Below are 17,181 nucleotides of genomic sequence, written 5' to 3'. Positions count from 1 at the left end.
AGGAAGCGGGCCACGTTTGCCTGACCGTATACTCCAGTGGTGGCTTTCGTCAGCTCGGAAACGCGCACGGCCCGGTTCATGTCCCTGCTGACATGAAAGGCATCAAATGGCGTGTTACCAAAAGCCCAATCGAATACACGCTGGTTAAAAACTGGGGTGCTGTTCCCGTGCCTTATGACTGGGCGCAACTCTATCAAGGATTGCAAACCGGTGTTGTCTCCGGTCAGTATGTTGCTACACCCTGGCAACATGTGGCCAAGCTGCAGGAAGTGGCTAAGTACTTCACTGAAATCGGTGGATCCTGGTCTGGCAACCAGTTGTCCATGGACAAGCGGCAGTATGACAAGCTCAGCGATCAGGAAAGAGAATGGCTACACACCGCAGCAGAAGCCTTTGGTAAACATGTTCAGAAGCTTGATCGTGCCTGGGTAAAATCTGGTGAGGAAGCGATCAAAGCCGAGATCAAAGAGTGGTACGTCCCGACGGACGAGGAAATGAAACTCTGGAGAGCCGGTGCCGTCGACGCATGGTTAAATGCCAAGGGTACCTTCGATCCTGCAACTGCAGAGCGGGTGTTGCAGGAACAAGGCTTGACAGATTTTATTGCCACACTGAAGGAAGCAGGCGCCTTGTAATGGCAGTTGGCTTTCAAATGCACTAGCAGATGGCGCGGTGATCACCGCGCCATTTGTTTTTCTGTATGATCGATAGCAAATAAAGCTTCCCGGCTTTGTGTCTGGAACCCAGGTAACCTCGAATTAACTGACCATGGAAAGCATCTTACTTCTAGTTGTTCTCGTGGTGCTTATCTTAATGGGAGCGCCGGTTGGATTTACCCTGATCCTGATTCCTGTTGTCTATATTCTGATCACCGACGCGGCCCCGCTGATCCTGATCCCAAGTCAGATGTTCAGCGCAATTGACGCGGTACCGTTGACGGCCATTCCTTTTTTTATGCTGACTGGTGAACTAATGACCAGCGCGACGATTACCGATCGCCTGGTCACATTGAGCCAGCGCCTCATTGGACGTATGCGCGGAAGCATGGCGCAGGCCAATGTCCTGGTTAGCATGTTTTTCGCGGGTATGAACGGATCCGTGGTCGCCGATACCGCGACCGTCGGTTCGCTACTGATGCCGGCGATGAAGAAAGCGGGCTATCCAGCAGCATTTGCGGCTGGCATTACCGCGGTCAGCTCCACTATCGGCGGTATTATTCCGCCCAGTATCATGATGATCGTGCTTGCCAATGCCGGCGGTATATCGGTCGGGGCGCTGTTCGCCGGGGGAATTATTCCGGGGATCATGATCGGCGGATTGCTTATGGTGATTAACTATTTTCTCGCCGTTAAGAACAACTACGAGCGCAGCCAGGAACCCTTTAGCTGGGGGGCAGTTTACACGGCGGGAAAGCAGGCCTCGTTTGCGCTATTGATTCCGATAGTGTTGGTCGGCGCGGTCGTCGGTGGTATAGCCGGGGTGGTCGAGGCAGGTGCGTTGACAGCAACCATCGCATTGCTGGTCGGTCTGTTCGTCTACCGTACAATTACCTGGGATAATTGCAAAGGTGCCTTCGTTCGCGCCTTTCGCAACAGTGCCCTGGTGTTTATCATCATTGCGGCCTCGGGGCCATTCAGCTGGTTGCTGACATCGTTGGGTGCGATCGCTGAGCTCGAAGAATGGTTGTTGAGCTACGCCCACAATCCATTTCTTTTTGCACTGGTACTGGTCATCTTTATCTATCTGCTGGGCATGGTCATGGATTCCGCTGCGAACATTATTATTGTCGGGCCGGTGATCATAGATGTCATGGTCAAGGCGGGTTACCCGGACGTGCAGGCCGCGCTGGTTTGCGTCGTCGGATTCCTCATCGGATCTGTAACCCCACCGCTCGGTGTCGCCTATTTCACCGCGGCGGCAATCGCGAAGGCAAGGCTCGAAAAAGTCGCACTAGCGATGCTGCCCTATCTGGTCGCATTATTTTTCTTGCTGTTCCTGCTGGTCGTCATCCCCGATTTTACTATGTGGCTGCCGGGCATCATGGGCTTCACCAGCTAGATAAGGGAGGAAACAGCAATGGTTAAATTCCTGGTAGCGCTCGATCTGTGGATACGTAAAATTCTGACGGTCTTTTGCATGCTCATGTTGTTCATGATGGTGGCTTTCACCGTGTACACCGTCATCATGCGCTATGTATTCCTGAATCCTCCAGTGTGGGGCGACCTGCTGACTGTGTTGAGCAATATCTGGTTCGTGTTTATCGCGCTGGCACTTACGGTACGGGAAAAGGAACAGATTGCCCTCAATCTCATTTACACACGTTTACCGACGCCCGCTGCTTTTGCCATCCAGCAGTTGTGGACCGGTATCACTTGCGCGCTTGGAATTGTGATTACCGTCTACGGTCTGGAAGTGGTGTCGAAGATGGGTGGCAAATACTGGGAAATGTGGCACTTCGCGTGGGAGAACGGTAGCCTGGTATTCAAACCTAACTATATGCCGAAAAAATACGCGGTGATGATCCTTCCGATCGCGGGGACACTGGTTAGCCTGGGTGCCCTGGTCGCCATCATAGAAGATACCGTGCACTTCAAACAGGGTAGATTTGTGGTCTCGGATGACATAGACATCATGGATGGGGGTGGTGAGTAGCCGTATAAAAGCTAACTGCGCTCGATTTGCGGTTCACCTGGATGGATAATTAATACTCGGGAGAGGGTGAATTTTTCATATGCCCGTTACCTGGTTGTGTGATATGACAAATGGAAATTTTCTCGCGTGCCTTTGGACACTGACCCACCTTCGGTACATTGCAGTGGTAGAAGTCAAAAACTATCAATTTTTGATGGTAAAAAGGTTGTAACTATTTGTTGTAATAGTTTAATTAATCTAACGAAATCAGCAGCTAATCTAAGTAGTTCGATTCCGCCCCTGGCGCCATTTTCTTTGTTTTTCAATTGGTTATCAGCAAACCGATAGTAGCCCAACTTACCTCGGATGTACCCGAGCATTCCGGATTCATAAGCGATCAACAGAGCGCGGCGTCTCGGAGAGCAGCATTTCGCGTACCTATTGCGCGGATTCGGACAATGGGAAATCTCGCCGGGTGATGATGCAAAGCTCTCGTTCGACTTTCGGATTGGTCTGCCTGCGAAAGACCAGGGCCGGATGCATATGGCTAGGCATCGCGAGCAACGGCAGGACCGTGATTGCCAGCCTCGCTTCCAGTATTCCGCTGAGAGCGGCCATGGTCAGGGCCTCGTATTCCGTGAACTAACGGACTCGAGGCACCCCTCGATCGCGTGTTTTTGCCGAGAGGATGATCCGGTGGGTAGACCAGCCCAACGGGATCGAGAGTCAAGGGGAAAAACTTGAGTTCGGAGTCTTCCTCCCAGCGATTACTGATGCCGAAATCGGACTCGTTGTTAAGCACCTGGCGCTGGACTCCCCTTGCGTTGTCATCCCGCAGTATTACCCGTACCCCCGGATTGGCGTCCTTGAATCGGGCGAGTATCCCAGGCAACAGGTTAATGGTGAGTGACGGCAAGACCGCAATGCTCACCTTCCCGCCACGGCGCTCGGCCGAGGTCTTCAGATCGGAAATGGCGCGTTCGAAATCGGCTACCAGACGCTCGGCGATGGGCAGGAAATCCTCGCCATCGATGGTCAGGTTAACCCGCCGCGTGGTGCGATTGAACAGGCTAACACCTGAGAGAATAGGGGACAGACCACGTTTTATTGACTAGGCGTATCCTAAGAGCAAACCTTGAATATCATAACTTCAAGGGCGTAAAATGGCACTAACCGGTCATCGAATCTGCAAAAGTAGCGGCAATATATCGGTAACCTGACGGCTCAAAATCAACTGGATTGGTTGGTGGAAAGGCGTAGTGATTGAGTGTTTAGATGTCTTATTGATGCAAATCAACTAAAAAAATAATAAGCAATATATAAAGTAATAATGGATAACAATTTCTAGATACTATGCCAATCTACGATTTCAAATGTAACAGTTGCGGTCATGAATTTGACATTGTCGAATCTTTCCAAGAGCATGACAAACACGAAGAAAAGTGCCCTAAATGTAAAAGTAAAGATATTGAGCGTGTACTAAGTACAGTTAGTGTACAAACGTCTAAAAAATCCTGAGTCTTAAGATATACCTTAAAGGCGTAAGAAGAATAAACGACTCTTTACCTAAATCCAGTGGTATTGGACAGCAGTACACACGGGTGTCGAGCCCGCTGTCTCCCCCTTTTCCTGAATAACTCATAAGGGCACTTTCCAGTTATTAGATCGGACTTTCCAGATATCGGCTTGTCGGCGATATGCAGAACTAAGTGGGTGTGCCAATTTTGTGCCCTATTGACTGCCAAAAACTGTCACTTACTGGCACAAATGGAAACGGGAAGCGCGTAAGTATCTGATTTTATTAAGTAAAGAATTTTAAATTACAATTGAAAATTCTCGTGTCGATGCCGAACGCGGACCCCCGAACGCGGACCGCCGAATGCGGACCAGTCCGATTCCGCCCCTGGCACCATTTCAGTCCCTAACAGACTTTGAATAGTGCCGATCAGGCCTGGAAAAATAGACAAGGCTAGACTCCGGGATCTATATTTCTGCAATGTCCGTGATCCCAATAATAAACGGCCCTCGGTTTCGCAGCGAATGGAGTTGAGCCAAATCATATAGCGTTAATTTCGCATGCTTATACTGTCAACAGTAACCCGTTAACCAAGTTGACCGAAATATGCTTACCTTGGCATCCAATTTAGAACGCAGTGCACGGCTTTTTGGTGACCGTGTGGCTGTCGTGGACCCGGAAGGATGTTTCTGTTGGACAGAATTCGTCGATCGCGCAAGGCGTTGCGCAACGGTGCTCAGTGAATCCGGTCTGAGAGCGGGCGATCGTTTCGCTATTATCAGCCATAACACATTTCGCCAGGCCGAATTGATGCGGGGCGGTTATTGGACGGGGCTGGTGCCGGTGCCGATTAACTACCGTCTGGCGCCGCCTGAGATTGCCTATATCCTGGATAATGCCGAGTGCCGACTGGTTGCCGTTGAAGAGCCATTCGCAACGCTGATGGCAAATGCAGAAATGACGCCATGGGCGGATCGGATGTTGTTGATCGAGCCGATGCAGTACGAACAGCAGCTCGATCAGGCGAAGGCCGCAGCAATGCACGAGTCGGCTGAAACGGATGATGCCTTGCTGGTTTATACCGGCGGCACAACAGGTCGGGCCAAGGGAGTACGCCTTACCCACGCCAATATCTTGCTCAATGCGCTGCAAATCGGTTTCGTGGCGCGGCCACGTAGCGATGATTTATTTCTGCATGTGGCACCCATGTTCCATTCGGCTGATTTGCTGGCCACCCCGTGGGTAATGGTCGGCGCGGCTCATTTATACCTGCCGGATTTTTCCGGACAGACAGCCCTGCAAGCCATCCAGGAATATCGCGTGACCTGCTGTGTGCTGACGCCGACGATGATTATCATGATGTTGCAGCAGCCGGATTTCGATCGTTATGACCTCAGCAGCTTGCGGCAGGTGATTTACGGCTCTTCGCCGATGGCAGTGGAATGGATTCTTCGCGCACTGCAGAGCTTCCCTGGCGTGGAATTTATCCAGGCTTATGGTTTGACCGAGGCTGCGCCGCTGTTGACCATGCTGGGGATGGCCGATCATCGGCAGGCGTTCGAGAGCGGTGACCACCGGCTTCTGCAAAGCGTTGGCCGTCAGCTTCCTGCCGTGGATATGAAGATTGTCGATGACAACGACTGCGAATTACCGCCGGATGCGCCGGGTGAAATTATCGTGCGCGCGCCGAATGTCGCCAAAGGCTATTTGAAGCGGCCGGAGGCGACGGCTGAGGCGTTCCGCGACGATTGGTTTTATACCGGCGATATCGGGCACATGGACGAGCAAGGTTACCTTTACTTGCTCGATCGCAAGAAGGACCTGATTATCACCGGCGGCGAGCTGGTTTATTCGCTGGAGGTCGAATCGGTGCTCTACCAGAATCCGAAGGTCCAGGAATGTGCCGTTGTCGGCATTCCGGACGACGCTTACGGTGAAGCGTTGCTGGCTGCTATCGTACCGACCGCCGGCGAGTCGCCGACGGCCGAGGAATTGATCGAGCATTGCCGCGACCACATCGGTGGTTACAAGATTCCTCGCCGTTATGTATTTCTCGACGAACTGCCGAAAAGCGCGGTCAACAAGGTGCTGAAACACGAGCTGCGCCGTATCTATTCCAGGGCACCCTCGACGGAGAAAACGGCATGAATATCGAAGGTCGCAAGGTTCTTGTACTGGGCGGCGCCGGCATGGTCGGCGTCGCGGTTTGCCGTCGTTTAATGCGGCATCATCCAGCAAGCCTGGTGGTCGCCGCCCGGCGGGAAGCCAAAGCACACGGCGCTGCCGAACGATTGGCGGCGGACTTCGCGGATAGTGACACCAGGATTATCCCGATCTGGGGTGACGTTTTCCTGCGCACCGAATGGCGAGATGCCGGGGATAACGCGCGCGCGGTGGTACTTGCCGACCCGGACAGGCGCCGGCGCCTGATTCGCGACACTCTGGATCCGCTAAACGATGATATCCGTACCTCTTCTTTTCTAACCCAGCTCATTTCCGGCACCGCCCCGGGGCTGGACGGGATCGGCGCGGACGCGGTAATCGACTGTATGAATACGGCAACCGCGGTCAGCTACCAGAACATCTACGATGCGGCTTCCCGTCTCGCAGAGCTGGCCGCTTCCCCCAGCGATGCGGGATGGCGCACGCAGGCCGAGGGCCTGATTGCGTCGCTATACGTCCCCCAGCTCGTGCGGCACGTACAACTGCTCTACGAGGCGATGCGCAGGAACGGGACCGAGGGATACGTCAAGGTTGGCACTTCGGGCACCGGCGGCCTGGGATTCAACATCCCCTTTACTCATGGCGAGGAAAAGCCGTCGCGACTTTTGCTGACCAAGTCGGCAATGGCGGGCGCGCAAAGCCTGTTGACTTTTTTGCTGGCAAGAACCCCGGACGGACCAACTGTTGTCAAGGAAATAAAACCCGCGGCCTTGATCGGTTGGCGGGCAATCGATTACGGCCCGATCCGCAGGCGCGGCCGGGACATCGATCTCTATGATTGCCCGCCCGAGTCGGCAGTATCGGTAACGGACGAAGCCAGCCTGGCGCCCGAGGGTGAATTCGGGTCGGATTGCGGCGAAAAACTTCAGGGAGTTTATATCGATACCGGCGAAAACGGCCTTTTCACTGCCGCCGAGTTCGCGGCGATCACCGCCCCGGGCCTGATGCAGATCGTGACGCCGGAGGAAGTGGCGGAAAACGCGGTACGCGAACTTGTCGGCGGTAACACCGGGCGTGACGTTATCGCCGCTCTCGATGCATCTGCGACGGGGCCAAGCTTTCGCGGCGGTCATCTGCGTCAGGCGGCCCTTAACCGCCTGGCCCGCCTGGAAGCGGAACATGGCGAGGCCGTCGCCTTCGAAATTCTAGGCCCGCCACGGCTTTCCAAGCTGCTTTATGAAGCGCATCTGCTCAAGCTGACCCTGCAACACAGTGACGCCATTCTGGCAGAAACACCGGCGGCAATGGCCAGCATCCTCGAAAACATGGTACGTGACAATGAAGCCCTGCGCCGGCGTATTCTCTCGATCGGCATTCCAATTCTGATGGCGGACGGGGTCAGCCTGTTGCGAGGCCCGATTATCAAGTCGTCCGACAGTTATTATGGCTGGGTCGACTTGACCCCGAAGAATATGAGGGTTTGGCAGGCCCGGATCCGGGCCATACGCGCAAGCGCCGAGTCAGATCTCGTCGCCGAGAGCTCTTCGTCAAGTGATCGGCTGCTGACACCCAGCCGGGAATGGGACTCGCAAAAGGATATTCTCGACATCGGCGAAATCGTAGCCTGGATACTCGATCGGGAAGAGGGTGGCCGGCGCGAGAAAGGCTGACTCGATTGCCTGTTCCCGTGACAGCGGTTGTAGGTTCCCGGTTAGCAGAGGTCTTTTCACCCGCGCATGCTGCTGCGACGAAAGCGGCTGAGTGGATTTCGCAGCGGAGGTTAGATGAAAACAAAATCTCCGGGAATGATTAAAGGCTAATTTTTACAAACCTGCCAGGCTCTAGAAAATTTGAGTGACATTGAACTTGATTCATCACCCCGATGAGGCAAGTTTACTGTCACCAAATTTTTTTAGTAAGTAATTGCCTTTACTGATACAAATCAACCGACCCTCAACGCCGTTGCTTAAACTTTTGCTTATGCGGATAAAAATATGCTGGAAACCCTGTAACAGCCGATGCATATGCTCAATAGAGGGTATGTTTATTGTTAGGTAGGATCATCGAATTGGCGTAATGCGCAAGCGAAATTGATTAATGTCAGAAATTTACATTACGACACTATCAGCTCCATCCCCCGCCTGTCAGCCGGTGGAAATCGTTGAGCGCAAGGGGCAAGGGCACCCGGATACGGTTTGCGATGCGCTGGCTGAAGAGCTGAGTCGAACGCTATGCCGGTTTTACCTCAATAATTTTGACTTCATTCTGCATCACAACGTGGACAAGGTGTTGTTACGGGGTGGGACGTCACGAGCGGTTTTCGGGGGAGGGCAGGTAACACAGCCGATGGAGATATTCCTTGCGGGTCGTGCGACCTGTGAATACAAGGGCAAGCGAGTGCCTGTTGATGAATTGGTAGAGGCAAGCTGCCAGAACTGGCTGAAGCCCGGCTTCCATGCTCTGGATTACGACAGGCATGTCAAGATTCACTCATTGATCCGACCCGGTTCGGTGGAGCTGGTAGATCTGTACTTGCGCCAGCAGGAATCCGGGGTAGCGCTGGCCAATGATACTTCGTGCGGCGTGGGGTACGCCCCCCTGGACGACCTGGAGCGTATTGTTCTCGAAGTTGAAAAACACCTGAATTCGGAAACGGTCAAGGCAGCGCACCCCGCAATCGGAGAGGACATCAAGGTGATGGGTGTTCGGGATCGGGACACCATCAGGCTTACCATAGCCTGCGCCATCATCGATCGTTTCGTTGCGGATGTGGATGAATACATGGCTTGCAAGGCGGTAGTCGCCTCGCTTGCGCAGGAATCTGCGAGCCGGATTACGTCAAATAATGTAACGATTGCAGTGAATACCGCGGATGATATATCAAGCGGCAGCCTCTATCTCACGGTAACCGGCACTTCAGCGGAGGCTGGTGATGATGGTGAAGTGGGCCGTGGTAATCGGGCCAATGGTCTGATCACTCCTTATCGGCCGATGAACATGGAAGCGGCTGCGGGGAAAAATCCGGTGACACATGTCGGTAAGCTCTACAACGTCGTTGCCCAACGGATTACCGATGCCATTATCGAGGAGCTGGCGGAGGTCGAAGAAGCCTATTGTTACCTGGTTAGTAGTATCGGTGGACCGATTATGGAACCCCAGGTGGCGGATCTGCAGGTACGTTTAAAGCACGGTGTAAGCCTCACAACCATGCAGGCGCCCGTCAGGAAAATCTTCGACGATCAGTTAAACCAGATGATTGTCATACGGCAAGAGCTCGTGGATGGTACCGCTAAAGTTTATTAGGCTTCGATGCCTGCATTTCTTGGTGCTGTTGTTGCCTGGCCTCATCAATGCGGGGGAATCGATGCACCGGGAGCTGGAAAAGTCTGTCTGTGGAATCAAGGAGCCCCTTGTTTTCTGGTTGTGGAGCAGTATGGCGGGCAGACCCGATTCAGGACGTATTGGCGATCTCTCAAATGTAGAAGATATCTCTTTTAAGACCGTGGATGGCCGCACGCTGCGAGGATATAAACTGAAAGCCGTTGCATCCGGGCGCGATGTGGATCATGCCGAGGGTTATCTGCTGGTAACGCAGGGAAACGCCATGCTCGCGGATCAGATTCTGCGAAGCTTTACGCGCTTCGCAAGTGCTGGCTTCGACGTCTATATCTTCGATTATCGCGGCTACGGCAGATCGGAGGGTAAGCGCCGGCTAAAAGCCATGGTCAACGACTACGGTGGGATCATCGATCTACTCAATTCCCGACCCTATTCAACCGGTCTTTTTTACGCCATGTCTTTTGGTGGTATTGTGCTGTTAAACGCACTCGAGGAAAGGCGGGCGGATTTGATCGTAATCGATTCGACGCCCAGCAGACTATCGGGCTACGGCTGTCCGGAAGCCTATGATCCGGTCAGCAACTTGCCGCAACAAGCCCCCAATTTCCTTTTTGTTGCCGGAGGACAGGATTCTGTTGTCACCCCGGACATGTCCAGGGAACTGATCCAAACGGCACAGGAGCGAGGTGCAGTGGTATTGAAAGACCCGGAAATGGCTCATCCTTTTATGGACAGGAACCCGCTAGTCAGTGATCGGCGCATGGAAGCTATTGCCGAATTCCTGTTACGACGAACGGCAGCCGGTGAAGAGTGACTGGGTATGAAGGTTGAGTGTTACGCCGGATATCGTGGCGAGGAAACCCCGAGGCGCTTTTACCTCGGTAATCGCTGTGTCGAAGTCATGGATGTACTGGATCGCTGGCTCGATCCTGCGCATCGTTACTTCAAACTTTTAGGAGATGACAACGGCATCTACATCCTGCGCCACTCGACCCGCGAGGATACATGGGAGATGACCCTGTTTAACAGCGGTACCAGAGACAATTCCCGTCTTTCTTCGACCTGAGTAATGGTTCGTAACAGCGAAGAAACATACGTCGATTATCGGTAGTGAGATAAGAGGTCTATCAAATTCCTGATGCATCATGATCATACCAACCCCTGAAGATGATTTTCCCCGGTTGACAGCAGATCCGGCTGACATCATCGCATCGGTATTTTCGCAGGACCGGCGCGCATTGCTGTTTGGTGCACCCGGAACAGGCAAGTCTACGCTGGTGACCCGGTTGGCGGAACAATTTGCACAACTGCGCCGCGGCTGCTGGTGTATCAGCGCCGATCCAGGATCGCCGCTGATGGGCGTACCAGGCGCTGTAACTCTGGGCCATTGGCAGCACGATGGCTGGCTGACGGTTGAGTATTTTGCCCTCTGTACTCTGGATGCAGGTCGTTTTCGATTGCCACTGGTATCAACGCTACGCCGCTTGACAGAACAATTCCGCGATGGGGTGATTCTGGTGGATGGACCGGGTGTCGCGCGGGGCGTTGCAGGCCGCGAACTGCTCGAAGGTCTGGTGGAGGCCACCCGGGCCGAACCGCGATTACACCAGGAGCTTGCGGTACATCAGGGTGTCATTCGCGAGGATGCGGGGTTTCGGATACGCGCGGTTTTTACTGGATCATCAAGGCATAGAGGTGGTGGCGTATGCCTTTGAACCCGACAAGCAAATCAATGTACGCAAGGATCGGCTCGTGGCACAAGGATTGAAGCCAGGCCCCTGGTTGGGAGAGCTCAAGCAGCAATTGCTGCGCGGTAACGAAACTGCAGGTATTCGTCTTCCAGATGGCAGTGACGCGACGGTCGCGGCTCTGGCCGCAGAGTTACTGCTCCTCAGCCCCGGTAAAAAGCTGGTATATGCCACCGATCTGGCCGACACGGCTGACAATCGCAAGCGTCTTATCGACCTGGCGCAAAGGGCCCATACCTTATTGTGTGAAGCGCCCTTTGTCGAAGCGCAGGCCGAGCATGCCTTGCGCAATGGTCATTTGACCACAGTTTCCTGTGGCGAAATCGCGATGCAGGCCGGTGTGGCACGCCTGGTGCCGTTTCATTTTTCACGCCGCTATAGTACTGATCCACGACAGCTATACGATGAATTGAAAACAGCCTGCAGCCGCTTCGTCATTCCACCGTCAATGCGGTTGTTTGATGCCGCAGACACTACGCCTGGCGAAGATGAGGTTGAACTCGATTAAACTCACCGGGTCACAAATTAAGATAAATGGAAAATGGTTGTTATTAATGATTAAGCGGCATTTTATAGTTGAAGCAGGAGGTTGCCATGCGCACTCAGTCACCTGATACGCTCGCAGCAGCCTTGCGCTATGCCCATCATCATTGGTCCGTAATTCCGATGCGGGCGCGTGACAAGCGCCCGTTGATCAAATGGCTTGAGTATCAACAACGGCGGGCAACGGAGGATGAAATCAATGAATGGTATCAACGGTGGACAACGGCAAATGTAGGCATTGTGACCGGTGCGATCTCTGGCCTGGTGGTACTGGATATCGATCCCCGGCATGGTGGTGAGCAAAGTCTTGCGCAGTGGGAGACGGCACATGGTCCTTTACCGATTTCCGTTGAAGCCAAGACTGGTGGCGGAGGCCGTCATGTCTACTTTAAACATCCCGGCGGCATAATACATAACCGTGTCGGCATTGTTCCCGGTATCGATCTGCGAGGTGATGGTGGCTGTGTGGTAGCCCCTCCTTCCATTCATAGCAGTGGAAATGCCTACACCTGGGTGAGTGGGCATGAGCCGGACAAGATTGTGGCAGCCGAGGTGCCAGAATGGTTGCTAAGACTCTTGCGTGGTGATGCTAAAAACCCAGGGCATAGCCTGGAGCATTGGCGTCAGCTGGTCAGGGAAGGTGTTGACGAGGGCATGAGGAATAATACGCTTGCCTCCTTGTCGGGACATCTGTTCTGGCATGGCATCGATGCGGATGTCGTGATCGAACTGCTATCGTGCTGGAATCGGATACGTTGCTCACCGCCACTGGATGACGACGAAGTCGTTCATACGGTACTGAGTATTTTCCGTCTGCACCAACAGGGTTCATCTGAGGAATTGCCGCCAACCGAGCCGGGTGTCAAGCCGGCCTAATCCATATTCTCTGGCAAGTTCAAGTGTTCGCCGGTATTCGCCTTCGCTTAATGGCCGATCGAGGGGCGGGTTTTCATCGGACCGATAACAAGGTCGGTATTGATCCATCAGGTTTAAATAGGTGTCTTTTGATATCTCCTCAGCGAGGAAGGCGATGACCGCTTTACTGCCGGCAAGATTGTTGGGCAGCACCAGGTGTCGAACCAGCAATCCGCGTCGTGCGATACCCTTCTCGTCCAGCCGCAGATCACCAACCTGGCGATGCATTTCTTTAACAGCGGCAAAGTTTACCTCGACATAATTCCGAACTCTCGAGTATTGACGTGCGATGCCGGAATTGCCGTATTTCATATCCGGCATATAGATATCGATGATCCCGTCCAGTAATGCCAATGCCTCGGGGCTGTCGTAACCGCCCGTGTTATAAACCAGCGGCAAATGTAATCCCTGTGGTGCGGCAATTTGAACCGCGGCGATAATTTGCGCCACCACGTGGCTGGGTGTGACAAGGTTGATATTGTGGCAACCCTGTGCCTGCAATTGCAGCATCATGTCGGCCAATGTTTGCGGGGTCACTTCGTGCCCCCGGCCTTTTTGGCTGATCTCCCAGTTCTGGCAGAATACACAGCGCAGGTTGCACCAGGAGAAGAATATCGTGCCCGAGCCACGGGCCCCGCGCAGCGGGCCCTCTTCGCCGTGATGGGGGCCGAAACTGTTCACCACAGCCGCTGTGCCTGTACGGCAGACAGCGCCCTTGATGGTCCTGAAACGGTCGACATGGCAATAGCGCGCACACAAATCGCAGTCGGCCATATGTTGATACGCTTGCTCGGCCCGTGCCGCCAGCTGGTTGTCATGTAATAGCGCCCGATAAGCGGGTTCAAACATTTGCCGGGAGTCAGGCTGGTTCATTCATTTTCTATGCTAATCGAGTTGAGGCTGATAAGGTTATCGTAATTACCTCTTCCAGCACATCTGCGCCATTATATCCAGGAACCTGCCGCCATGCGGGATGATGAATGCATACAGTTTCTGCAGTGGGCGTTGCCAAAACAGCGGATGCGCTGGCCCGGCTTTCGCAAAGTCCGTGGTCAGGTATGCAAGCGTATTACCCGGCGCATGGCAGAATTAAGTATCGACGAAATTTCAGATTATCGTGACTATCTGGCAGAGCACGAAGCTGAATGGAGTGTTCTCGACAACCTGTGCCAGGTGACGATTTCCAGCTTCTACCGTGACCGGCAGATGTACCTGTTTCTCGCCCGGGAGGTGTTGCCGGATCTGGCGCGGTGGGATCTGCGACAGGGTGAGGATTACCTGAGGGTCTGGAGTGTGGGCAGCGGATCGGGCGAAGAGCCGTTTACGATATCGTTGATCTGGCACTTACAGGTGCAATCGCTATTCCCGGGCCTGTCGCTGCGCCTGATCGCCACGGACGCCAATCCCGTGATGCGGCAGCGTGTTGCCGATGCCTGTTATGCTTACAGCAGCGTAAAAAATCTGCCGGCAGACTGGATTGATACGGCATTTACCCGGGAGGCGAAACGGTATTGCCTGAAACCAGAATTCAGGGACGGTATCCAGTTCATGCCTCAGGATGTGCGGCAAATAAATCCAACAGAAACATTCGACCTGGTGTTATGTCGAAATCTGGTGTTCACCTATTTCGACGAAGACCTGCAGCGTAACATCCTTGACCGCATGCTGGGCGTGTTAAAGCCGGACGGAGCCCTGGTGATCGGGATCCATGAACGTTTGCCCGAAGGCGTTGGCGGGTTCAATGAATGGTCAGCCAAATTACGGATTTATCGTAAGACCAGCTGAAATCATGCCCTTGATACGCGTACTACAATTGCAGTCTCTGTGTTTAATGTGATTTCCCGAATTGGGAAAACTCGTAAGTCAGGAGTTTTTGATACAACTTCTCCTCGAAATTGTTCGCTTTCTCGAGCTGCATTCTTTGGAGGTATTTTTGATACGGTTTTTGATCGACGGGAATCATAAAGGCTTTCAGTATGGTTGCAATCATTCTCAGCGGATTCTGTTTTTTCTTTTTCAGAATTTTAAGCGCCCTGCCAACGAATATTTCCTCTTCGGTAAGATCCGTGCCAAAGGGAAAGGCATTAAACAGGCCTCTCTCCTTGTATTTTCCGAGTTTGCTTGAAATCTCGTCGGCATGGTTTTGTTTGAATGCTGCGCTTAATGTGAAATCGCTGCGGATTTTGCCGTTCTTTTTCGCCGTATCGACAAGTCTTTGCTGGAAGCGTGAGTCGGTAATATTAAGTAGCCGGTGAATAATTTCCTGGTCGGATTTGCCGCGCAGGTCGGCGATGCCGAATTCGGTGACCACGATGTCACGCAAATGCCGGGGTATCGTCATATTCCCGTAATTCCAGACAATGCTCGAGGTTTCACCCTTGCCGGTTATCCGCGTGCTGCGCAAGTTGAGAATGGAGCGTCCATCGGGGAGCTCTTGCGCCATGGCCACAAAGTTGTATTGACCGCCGACCCCGCTGATCACGCGGTTATTTTCGAGGCCATCGCTGACCGCCGAACCGTTCAGTGTCATCATCATGCAGGTGTTGACGAAGCGGGCATCTCTTCGATGCAGGCGGTCAATTTCCTCGTGCCCAAAGAGTTGATTGATACCTTGCACACTTTTCATATTGATCAGCCTGCGGTCTTCGTCACTTAAATATCTTAGCCAGTCGTAAAATTTCTGGCAGCCGAGGAAAAAGCCACCGTGAATGACGTCGGCATTCTCTAATTTATCGCCGAGACAATAGTCGTAGATACGTTCCCGGTTATCGAGATCATCCAGGTCATTCGAAAGCGCTTCACCTTCCGGGGTCATGATTTCGCCATCGGCGTAAGTCAGGTTGCGCCGAAAAACTCCAAATTTCTGCAGGTAGGCGAAATCCGCCTCGGTTATCGTCTTGTGTACTCCCTTGCGCATTAAAATCAAATCGAGCGTTTCGGGTGTTATCGTTTCGTCGATCTTGCCCTCGTTGATGAGTCGCTGGATGACCAGGTCGTCATAAACTTTACGCTTGATGATGCCGGCCTCGAACAATTCCATGAAACCATCGACGACCATCTCCGACGCGGCAAAAAGGCCTTCGGAGAACGGCGCGGTGCCGCCGATCTTGTCGATGACGGCGCCAAATTTTTCGATAATGCCGAAGTCCTTCAATAGTTCCTGGTAAACGTCGTTTTGCTGGTGGCGCAGCAACAGCGTATACACCAGCGCGTCTCCGATGGCGCCGATGCCGACCTGAAGTTCGCCCCCGTCGCGTATCAGCGTGCTGATGTACAGCCCGATCAGGAAATCACGGTCGCTGACCGCCATTTTCGGCGGGCCGAAAATTTTGAACTCGAGATCCGCGTTTACCAGCACGAAGTCGAAGGTGTCGCGGTTTACCAGGGCATCGCCGAACATGAACGGCAGCTTCTGGTTGACTTGAGCTGCGAGCGCGAACGGGGTGCCGTCGTCCGAGTAACGCTTTTGCATCAGGCGAATGAGATCGAGGGTGACATCCGGGTTAGAACTCAGGCTATAACATTCCCGGCCCTCGAATGTGCCCTTCGAAACCATTTGCAATAAGACATTGACGCCGGCGTCCATCATGTCACGTGCGACGTGCGTGTAATTGCTGCAGATATAGTTTTGCTGGGCATAGTCGTCGTGCAAGAATCTGCCCGCCGGAAAATAGAATTCGAGAATGTCGACATTGGGTGGCAGTGTACCCGCCTGCCTGTCTTGTTCGTAATCGAGGTCCGGATAGTCGCCGAAAACACGCTCGGCCATTGGCCCGAAAAAGCGTTTTTCGAGCAGGCTTTTTCCTTTCGGTTTGTCGAGGGTTAAAGCGGTAAAGATTATTAGGCTCAGGTCGGGATTATTCTTCACCCGGTTATACAATGCGTTTAACAGATGATTGGGCTTGCCCGCAGCCAATGGAGTCCCAATCACCAGATCTTTGCCCACTTTATCGATAATTCGGTCAATAACTAGTTCAGGATTGTCATATCTCACATTTTAAGCCTCCATAGTTAAGGATATCTCCAACTACCAGAAAATTTATTGCGTTGGATCAGGATTTTGCGCTGAATTTCTGAAGTCGTCCCTATCGCTATAACATGACTTTCGGGGTAGGTGCATCATGCGTACCGGGTCGCATAGGTATACGCGAGAATCGAAATAAAGCAGTTTTATGCGCTCGAAGTTCTATACGAAAGATCCACTTCTCCGCAATGTGCCAGAATATGTCGGTGCGCGGCCTCTCTGAGATTTACGGCGGCAGTCCAGCTATCACCCGATCCCGCTTCAACCTCAACATCCGGTGTTATTGCCTTCCCCACGGTAAA

15 protein-coding genes are annotated in these 17,181 nt (G+C 53.1%); 12 read left to right on the top strand and 3 right to left on the bottom strand.

All coding sequences use genetic code 11. The features are described 5' to 3' along the window. From dctP to OES20_17355, 3 genes are all read left to right on the top strand, one after another. The coding region (gene dctP, locus OES20_17365; GenBank protein ID MDH3636468.1) for a TRAP transporter substrate-binding protein DctP at positions 1-635 on the top strand (635 nt) is incomplete at its 5' end. 133 nt (positions 636-768) lie between these two features. Next, positions 769-2,058: a TRAP transporter large permease gene (locus OES20_17360; protein MDH3636467.1), complete on the top strand. Its 1,290-nt coding sequence runs from the start codon at positions 769-771 to the stop codon at positions 2,056-2,058. Between the two features lie 18 nt (positions 2,059-2,076). Further along, positions 2,077-2,652 (top strand): TRAP transporter small permease, encoded by a 576-nt coding sequence (locus tag OES20_17355; protein ID MDH3636466.1) that lies wholly within the window; start codon positions 2,077-2,079, stop codon positions 2,650-2,652. A gap of 526 nt (positions 2,653-3,178) precedes the next feature. Here the strand turns inward: OES20_17355 and OES20_17350 are convergent. Further along, positions 3,179-3,595 (bottom strand): LysR substrate-binding domain-containing protein, encoded by a 417-nt coding sequence (locus OES20_17350; GenBank protein ID MDH3636465.1) that lies wholly within the window; start codon positions 3,593-3,595, stop codon positions 3,179-3,181. 1,167 nt (positions 3,596-4,762) lie between these two features. Between OES20_17350 and OES20_17345 the strand changes: the two genes are divergently transcribed. From OES20_17345 to OES20_17310, 8 genes are all read left to right on the top strand, one after another. Beyond that, the gene (locus tag OES20_17345; protein ID MDH3636464.1) at positions 4,763-6,295 is read left to right on the top strand and encodes an AMP-binding protein; all 1,533 of its coding nucleotides are present in this window, start codon (positions 4,763-4,765) and stop codon (positions 6,293-6,295) included. Next, positions 6,292-7,980 carry a polysaccharide biosynthesis protein gene (locus OES20_17340; protein ID MDH3636463.1) on the top strand — a complete coding sequence of 563 codons (1,689 nt, stop codon included), beginning with the start codon at positions 6,292-6,294 and terminating at the stop codon, positions 7,978-7,980. Before OES20_17345 ends, OES20_17340 begins: the two co-directional genes overlap by 4 nt. A 427-nt stretch (positions 7,981-8,407) precedes the next feature. Continuing rightward, the gene (locus OES20_17335) at positions 8,408-9,613 is read left to right on the top strand and encodes a methionine adenosyltransferase (GenBank protein MDH3636462.1); all 1,206 of its coding nucleotides are present in this window, start codon (positions 8,408-8,410) and stop codon (positions 9,611-9,613) included. Positions 9,614-9,644: 31 nt separating this feature from the next. Continuing rightward, positions 9,645-10,463, top strand: a complete 819-nt coding sequence (locus OES20_17330) for an alpha/beta hydrolase (protein ID MDH3636461.1) — start codon at positions 9,645-9,647, stop codon at positions 10,461-10,463. Continuing rightward, entirely contained in the window at positions 10,464-10,715 is a 252-nt protein-coding gene (locus OES20_17325) for a hypothetical protein (GenBank protein ID MDH3636460.1), read from the top strand. Positions 10,716-10,794: 79 nt separating this feature from the next. After that, complete coding sequence (locus OES20_17320) at positions 10,795-11,364, top strand: hypothetical protein (protein ID MDH3636459.1); 570 nt, start codon at positions 10,795-10,797, stop codon at positions 11,362-11,364. Further along, the gene (locus OES20_17315; protein ID MDH3636458.1) at positions 11,294-11,905 is read left to right on the top strand and encodes a hypothetical protein; all 612 of its coding nucleotides are present in this window, start codon (positions 11,294-11,296) and stop codon (positions 11,903-11,905) included. Before OES20_17320 ends, OES20_17315 begins: the two co-directional genes overlap by 71 nt. A gap of 86 nt (positions 11,906-11,991) precedes the next feature. Further along, the gene (locus tag OES20_17310; GenBank protein ID MDH3636457.1) at positions 11,992-12,816 is read left to right on the top strand and encodes a bifunctional DNA primase/polymerase; all 825 of its coding nucleotides are present in this window, start codon (positions 11,992-11,994) and stop codon (positions 12,814-12,816) included. On the opposite strand, the gene OES20_17305 is transcribed toward OES20_17310, so the two are convergent. Next, positions 12,769-13,728: a radical SAM protein gene (locus tag OES20_17305; GenBank protein MDH3636456.1), complete on the bottom strand. Its 960-nt coding sequence runs from the start codon at positions 13,726-13,728 to the stop codon at positions 12,769-12,771. The two genes, OES20_17310 and OES20_17305, sit on opposite strands and share 48 nt — an antisense overlap. A gap of 93 nt (positions 13,729-13,821) precedes the next feature. On the opposite strand from OES20_17305, the gene OES20_17300 reads away from it, so the two are divergent. Continuing rightward, positions 13,822-14,640, top strand: coding sequence for a methyltransferase domain-containing protein (locus tag OES20_17300; GenBank protein ID MDH3636455.1), 819 nt, complete (start codon positions 13,822-13,824; stop codon positions 14,638-14,640). 43 nt (positions 14,641-14,683) lie between these two features. Here OES20_17300 and OES20_17295 read toward each other — a convergent pair whose 3' ends face one another. Beyond that, positions 14,684-16,801 carry a hypothetical protein gene (locus OES20_17295; GenBank protein MDH3636454.1) on the bottom strand — a complete coding sequence of 706 codons (2,118 nt, stop codon included), beginning with the start codon at positions 16,799-16,801 and terminating at the stop codon, positions 14,684-14,686. Between the last annotated feature and the right edge of the window lie 380 nt (positions 16,802-17,181).

It is taken from the genome of Gammaproteobacteria bacterium (assembly GCA_029862005.1).
Taxonomy (GTDB): domain Bacteria; phylum Pseudomonadota; class Gammaproteobacteria.
Note: the sequence above shows the minus strand (reverse complement) of the source record. Positions and strands in the feature narration are given on the sequence as shown.

Bases quoted from the DNA above. Each gene is read 5' to 3' on its own strand.
- OES20_17360 (MDH3636467.1), top strand. From the start codon at position 769: ATGGAAAGCATCTTACTTCTAGTTGTTCTCGTGGTGCTTATCTTAATG.
- OES20_17355 (MDH3636466.1), top strand. From the start codon at position 2,077: ATGGTTAAATTCCTGGTAGCGCTCGATCTGTGGATACGTAAAATTCTG.
- OES20_17340 (MDH3636463.1), top strand. From the start codon at position 6,292: ATGAATATCGAAGGTCGCAAGGTTCTTGTACTGGGCGGCGCCGGCATG.
- OES20_17335 (MDH3636462.1), top strand. From the start codon at position 8,408: ATGTCAGAAATTTACATTACGACACTATCAGCTCCATCCCCCGCCTGT.
- OES20_17320 (MDH3636459.1), top strand. From the start codon at position 10,795: ATGATCATACCAACCCCTGAAGATGATTTTCCCCGGTTGACAGCAGAT.
- OES20_17315 (MDH3636458.1), top strand. From the start codon at position 11,294: ATGCGGGGTTTCGGATACGCGCGGTTTTTACTGGATCATCAAGGCATA.
- OES20_17310 (MDH3636457.1), top strand. From the start codon at position 11,992: ATGCGCACTCAGTCACCTGATACGCTCGCAGCAGCCTTGCGCTATGCC.
- OES20_17305 (MDH3636456.1), bottom strand. From the start codon at position 13,728: ATGAACCAGCCTGACTCCCGGCAAATGTTTGAACCCGCTTATCGGGCG.
- OES20_17300 (MDH3636455.1), top strand. From the start codon at position 13,822: ATGCGGGATGATGAATGCATACAGTTTCTGCAGTGGGCGTTGCCAAAA.